7 protein-coding genes are annotated in these 4,986 nt (G+C 60.3%); 3 read left to right on the top strand and 4 right to left on the bottom strand.

The genetic code is table 11. The features are described 5' to 3' along the window. From AB5Y85_RS06240 to AB5Y85_RS06230, 3 genes are all read right to left on the bottom strand, one after another. Positions 1 to 552 (bottom strand): MipA/OmpV family protein (locus AB5Y85_RS06240; protein ID WP_368221277.1); only part of this gene is annotated, 552 nt, incomplete at its 3' end. Positions 553 to 587: 35 nt separating this feature from the next. Next, complete coding sequence (locus tag AB5Y85_RS06235; protein WP_005333851.1) at positions 588 to 1,658, bottom strand: AI-2E family transporter; 1,071 nt, start codon at positions 1,656 to 1,658, stop codon at positions 588 to 590. 25 nt (positions 1,659 to 1,683) lie between these two features. Next, a complete protein-coding gene (locus AB5Y85_RS06230) occupies positions 1,684 to 1,917 on the bottom strand; it encodes a sulfurtransferase TusA family protein (protein WP_101529959.1) in 234 nt (77 codons plus the stop codon). A gap of 122 nt (positions 1,918 to 2,039) precedes the next feature. Between AB5Y85_RS06230 and AB5Y85_RS06225 the strand changes: the two genes are divergently transcribed. Then, positions 2,040 to 3,494 carry a M48 family metalloprotease gene (locus tag AB5Y85_RS06225; protein WP_368221276.1) on the top strand — a complete coding sequence of 485 codons (1,455 nt, stop codon included), beginning with the start codon at positions 2,040 to 2,042 and terminating at the stop codon, positions 3,492 to 3,494. Between the two features lie 101 nt (positions 3,495 to 3,595). Here AB5Y85_RS06225 and AB5Y85_RS06220 read toward each other — a convergent pair whose 3' ends face one another. Then, positions 3,596 to 4,078 (bottom strand): TlpA disulfide reductase family protein, encoded by a 483-nt coding sequence (locus AB5Y85_RS06220; RefSeq protein ID WP_257687978.1) that lies wholly within the window; start codon positions 4,076 to 4,078, stop codon positions 3,596 to 3,598. 60 nt (positions 4,079 to 4,138) lie between these two features. Between AB5Y85_RS06220 and arsC the strand changes: the two genes are divergently transcribed. After that, positions 4,139 to 4,489 (top strand): arsenate reductase (glutaredoxin), encoded by a 351-nt coding sequence (gene arsC, locus AB5Y85_RS06215; protein WP_042657676.1) that lies wholly within the window; start codon positions 4,139 to 4,141, stop codon positions 4,487 to 4,489. Further along, on the top strand, positions 4,486 to 4,869 hold the full coding sequence (locus tag AB5Y85_RS06210; RefSeq protein ID WP_236294386.1) for a DUF2069 domain-containing protein: 384 nt from the start codon (positions 4,486 to 4,488) through the stop codon (positions 4,867 to 4,869). Before arsC ends, AB5Y85_RS06210 begins: the two co-directional genes overlap by 4 nt. Positions 4,870 to 4,986: the final 117 nt, after the last annotated feature.

Raw genomic sequence — 4,986 nt, 5'->3', positions numbered from 1 at the left:
CAGCATCAGCCCCATCCCCGGCATGATCAGCAGGTTGTCACGCAGGATGGGGAAATCGGCCCACAGCAGCAGCTCCTGCCCCTTGCTGCGGCCGGTGACATCGCTGTTGGCCCGCACGGTCAGCAGGGCGTAGGGGGTGATGATGTTGCCACCGATCCCGCCTTCCAGCTGCCATTTTCGCTGCTCCATACCACTGAAAGCGGGCGAGTCCTCGGGATCCAGATTGCCAAAACGGACCCGGCCATAGCCGTACAGGGCGATCTTCTCATCCTTGTGGAAGTAGTAGCGGGCCCGATCCCCCAGAAACATGAATTGGTCGCCGAAGTAGATAAAGCCGGGGATGGCGTAGAGGGCGTTGTCCTGCGCTTCATAACGGGCCTGTCCCCCGATGAGCGCCGCACCGGCGACAAAGCCCTGTGGCACCGGGCTGGTAGGGCTGTCGCTGGTGAGCAGATCCATGGCGCCAAGATCGATATCGGCACGCGCTGGCATGGCGGCAGCGAGGAGCAGGGCCGTCAGCCCTGCCGCTCTGATTTGACGAAAAAAGGTCATGGACACTCCGTTGTCACGATTGCAGGGGAAGCAGGTTATTTTGCGGCACCGGGCATCTCTTCACGTTTTGGCCAGGCATTGATCACCGCCTTGACCAGGGTGGCGAGGGGAATGGCGAAGAAGACTCCCCAGAATCCCCACAAGCCGCCGAAGACCAGCACGGCGATGATGATGGCCACCGGGTGGAGGTTGACTGCCTCCGAGAAGAGCACAGGTACCAGCAGGTTGCCATCGAGAGCCTGAATGACCAGATAGGCCACCATCAGCCAGGCGAACTCGGGGGTGAGCCCCCACTGGAACAGGGCGACCATGGCTACCGGTACGGTCACCACGGCAGCGCCGATATAGGGGATCAGTACCGAGAAGCCGACTGCGACCGCCAGCAGCACCGAGTAGCGCAATCCCATCAGGGCGAAGGGAACATAGGTGGCGATGCCGACGATGAGGATCTCGATCACCTTGCCGCGGATGTAGTTGATGATCTGGTTGTTCATCTCGACCCATACCCGGTTGACCAGGGTGCGGTTGCGTGGCAGAAAGCGGCGCAGGCTGCCCATCAGTACCCGCTTGTCCTTGAGCATAAAGAAGACCATCAGCGGTACCAGAATGAGGTAGATCATGATGGCGACCACGTTGACCAGCGAACTGAGGGAGGCGCTTACCAGATGCTCGCCGCCACTGAGGATGCGCTGGCGAATATTGTCGATGACGGTCTCCACCAGACTGACGTCGATGAGCTCGGGGTATTTGTCAGGCAGGGTGCGGACATAATCCTGAGCGTGGGTCAGCATGGCCGGCGCCTCTTTGGCCAGATTGATCCCCTGACTGACCAGCGTCGGGATAAGACCCAGCAAGGAGGCGACTGCTACTGCAATAAAGAGGATCAGAATGACGCTGGTGGCCAGGGTGCGCGACAGCCCCGCTTTTTGCAGCCGGGCGACCGGCCACTCCAGCAGATAGGCCATTACCAGCGCTACCAGTAGGGGGGCCAGCAGATCGCCAAACAGCCAGATGATGGTGAAGCAGAACACCAGCAACAGGAAAAGGGTAACGGCATCGGGATCGGAAAAACGGGTCTGATACCAGCGCTTCAATACTTCTAACATGACGGCATCCTTACATCACTGGGGCTCAAGATGGTTGTTTCGCCCCGACAACCAACTGCAAAGAGAGGGTTTTGTCCGCTTCTTGCTGCACCTCGACATGGTGGCCCTGACGGTGCAGATAGGCCGGAATATCCTGCCGGGAGCCCGCATCGGCCAGCCGGATGGTGACGGTTTGACCGCTTTTGGCCTCCCTTAACCAGAGCTTGAGCCGGATCAGCGGCTCGGGGCAACGCCAAGGGGTCAGGTCGAGAACTTCCATGGGGGGCTCCATCAGGCAGGTGGCCGCTATTATGGCCGTGATAAGAGCATGAAACAACGCTTGTAGCCCTTGATGGGCAAGGGTATTCTGCCGATGCCCTTTCTGATGGAGATAGAGATAACGTGGCACGTTTTTCCCCCCTGATGGCATCGCTTCCCCTGCTGGCTTCCCTGATGGGCGCCACGTTTCATGCCGAGGCCAACAATCAGCTTCCCGACATCGGCACGGCCGGGGTTGCTGCCCTGCCCATCGAGCAGGAAGTGCGTTACGGCAACGCTTTTATGCGCTTTGCCCGAGCGGGTTTGCCGATCATCGATGATCCGGTGTTGAGCCAGTACATTGACGATCTGGGTCAGCGATTGCTGACCAACGCCGATGGGGTACGTTTCCCGTTTACCTTCTTCCTCATCAATGATCCCAGCATCAACGCGGCCGCCTTCCTCGGTGGGCGAGTCAAGGTGCACACTGGCCTCTTCCTCTACGCAGACAGCGAGAGCGAGCTCGCCTCGGTACTGGCCCACGAAATCACCCACGTGACCCAGCGCCATATCGCCCGTTATATGGAGGCGCAGGCGAGCAGCTCGGCGGTGACCCTGGCCGGTCTGGTGGGCTCCATCGCGCTGGCGGTGATCAACCCGACCGCCGGTATCGCTGCGTTGCAGACTACGCTGGGCCTCTCCATGCAGTCGGCCATCAACTACACCCGCGACAACGAATATGAAGCGGATCGCATCGGCATGAAGACGCTTTATGATGCCGGTTTCGACCCCATGGGGATGGCCAACTTCTTCCAGAAACTGGCTGCCGAATACCGTTACGCCAGCAAGCCGCCGGAAATGCTGCTCACTCACCCGCTGCCGGAGACCCGGATCAGCGAGGCTCGCGCTCGGGCGGGCAGCTATGGCCGCCGCGACTTGCCGCCCAGTCTCGACTTCTGGCTGGCCAAGGTGCGGATTCAGGTGCGTTTTGGTACCGATACCCCGCAGGGGCTGCTGAGCTACTTCGATAGCCGGATCCAGAAGGGGGATTATCCGCTCAAGGATGCCGCCATCTATGGCAAGGCGCTGGCGCTGATCCAGCTCAAGCGCACCGACGAGGCGGATACCCTGATGCAGGAGCTGGCGGCCCGTCATCCGGAAGATCTCTTTATCGTCGATGTCCAGACCGACATCGATCTGGCCAAGGGGCGCAGTGCCCAGGCCATCGCGCGCCTCGAGAAGTTCCGCAGCCGGATGCCGGACAACGAAGTGGTGGTGGTCAACCTCGGCAATGCCTACCTCGAGAGCGGCAACTACAAGAAGTCCATCGCCATCCTCGACCCCTATGCCCGTGCCCATGAGGAGAACAATCTGGCCTGGAACCTGCTGGCCGATGCCTATCGCAAGGCGGGCAGAATGACCGAGCTGCATATGGCGCGGGCCGAGATGCTCGCGCTGCGCGGGGATTATCAGGCGGCCATCGACGAGCTGATCGTGGCACGCGGTACCACCAGCGATCGGATGACCCTGGCTCGTCTGGAGGCGCGCATCACCGAGCTGGAGCGGGCCAAGAAGGATCTCGACAGCCTCAAGGGCTAACGAAACCTAGCATTGACCTATCAAACAAGGGCGCACCACGGTGCGCCCTTGTTGTTTATGGCGGTGGCGTTGATGTGGGGGACGGTGATAGCAGAGATGGGCTAGTGACTCATGCTGCTGGCGGTCGCCTTGAGCATCTCGATCTGCTGCTGGTCGAGCTCGCCGACCAGCGTCTGCTTGAGCTTGCCCTCGCTATCGAGCAGATAGCTGGTGGGCAGGCCGCTTGGGCGAGGGAAGGGGAGCTTGGCATCTTCATTGGCAATAAGGAGCGGCACCTTGATGTGGTACTGGGCAGCCAGCCTGTCCAGCTTTGCTGGCGTGGTCGGGTCGTAGTTGATGGCTACCACGGCGATCATTCCCTCCACCGCCAGCCCGTTGAGGCGCGGCATCTCCCGCAGGCAGGGGGCGCACCAGGGGGCGAAGTAGTTGACCAGCAGCGGCTTGCCGGCAAAGTGGCGCAGGCTGACCGACTGCCCTGTTGCATCGGTAAATTCGGGGACGGGTGTGCAGGCGCCCAGCAGGCCCGCCACAATCAGCCAACAAATTCGTTTCAATTCCTTTCCACTGCCGCTTACCCTGACCATCACTTTCCCCTACAATAGCGCCGTTTCTAGTCCCATCTTGCGATTAATCAGGGAGTTACCATGAGCGAGACCCAAATCTACCACAATCCGCGCTGCTCCAAGAGTCGCGAAACCCTGGCTCTGCTGGAACAGCACGGGATCGCCCCTGATGTGGTGCTCTATCTGGAGCAGGCCCCGAGTGAAGATGAGATCCGCAACCTGCTCTCTCTGCTCGGTTTTAGCGATCCCCGCCAGCTGATGCGCACCAAGGAGGATCTCTACAAGGAGCTGGGATTGGCCGATGTCAGCGGTGATGCCCTTATTCGCGCCATGCATCAGCATCCCAAGCTGATCGAGCGTCCCATCGTCATCAAGAACGGTCAGGCCCGTATTGGTCGGCCGCCGGAGCAGGTGCTGGAGATCCTCAAGTGAGCACCCGCTTTGCCCGTCTGCTGACTCTGGTCGGCTTCTTCGGTCTGCTGTGCTGGGTCATCCTCTGGCATCTGTGGCTGTCGCCCCACCCGGACCTCAACCCCTGGCTGCTGCCGGTGATCTGGACTGTGCCGCTGCTCTTCCCCCTCAAGGGGATAGTGCAGGGCAACCCCTACACCCACGCCTGGGGCAACTTCGTGTTGATGCCCTATTTCCTCCACGCCCTCACCCTGATCACCACGGATGAGGGGGAGCGGTGGCTGGCGGTGGTGGAGCTGGTCTTCACCACTCTCGCCTTTGTCGGCACCATCTATTACGCCCGACTGCGTGGTCGGGAGCTGGGCTTAAGCATTCGCAAAAAGAAAGACGAAGCCAACTGATGACAAATGCCCCGCAAGGGGCGTTTTTTATGGCTCTGTCCCAATTACGTGTTGAAAGGCTAATCTTGAAGTAGGCCATCACCTTGAGGTCTACCATCATGGATACCCCAGCCTTTC

The sequence above is a fragment of the Aeromonas sp. R3-1 genome (assembly GCF_040908345.1).
GTDB classification, from domain to species: Bacteria; Pseudomonadota; Gammaproteobacteria; order Enterobacterales; family Aeromonadaceae; genus Aeromonas; species Aeromonas veronii.
This window is presented reverse-complemented; position numbering and strand designations above follow the sequence as displayed.

What these genes read in the sequence shown, in the direction of transcription:
- AB5Y85_RS06235 (WP_005333851.1), bottom strand. Translation starts at nt 1,658, where the DNA reads ATGTTAGAAGTATTGAAGCGCTGGTATCAGACCCGTTTTTCCGATCCC.
- AB5Y85_RS06230 (WP_101529959.1), bottom strand. Translation starts at nt 1,917, where the DNA reads ATGGAAGTTCTCGACCTGACCCCTTGGCGTTGCCCCGAGCCGCTGATC.
- AB5Y85_RS06220 (WP_257687978.1), bottom strand. Translation starts at nt 4,078, where the DNA reads ATGGTCAGGGTAAGCGGCAGTGGAAAGGAATTGAAACGAATTTGTTGG.
- arsC (WP_042657676.1), top strand. Translation starts at nt 4,139, where the DNA reads ATGAGCGAGACCCAAATCTACCACAATCCGCGCTGCTCCAAGAGTCGC.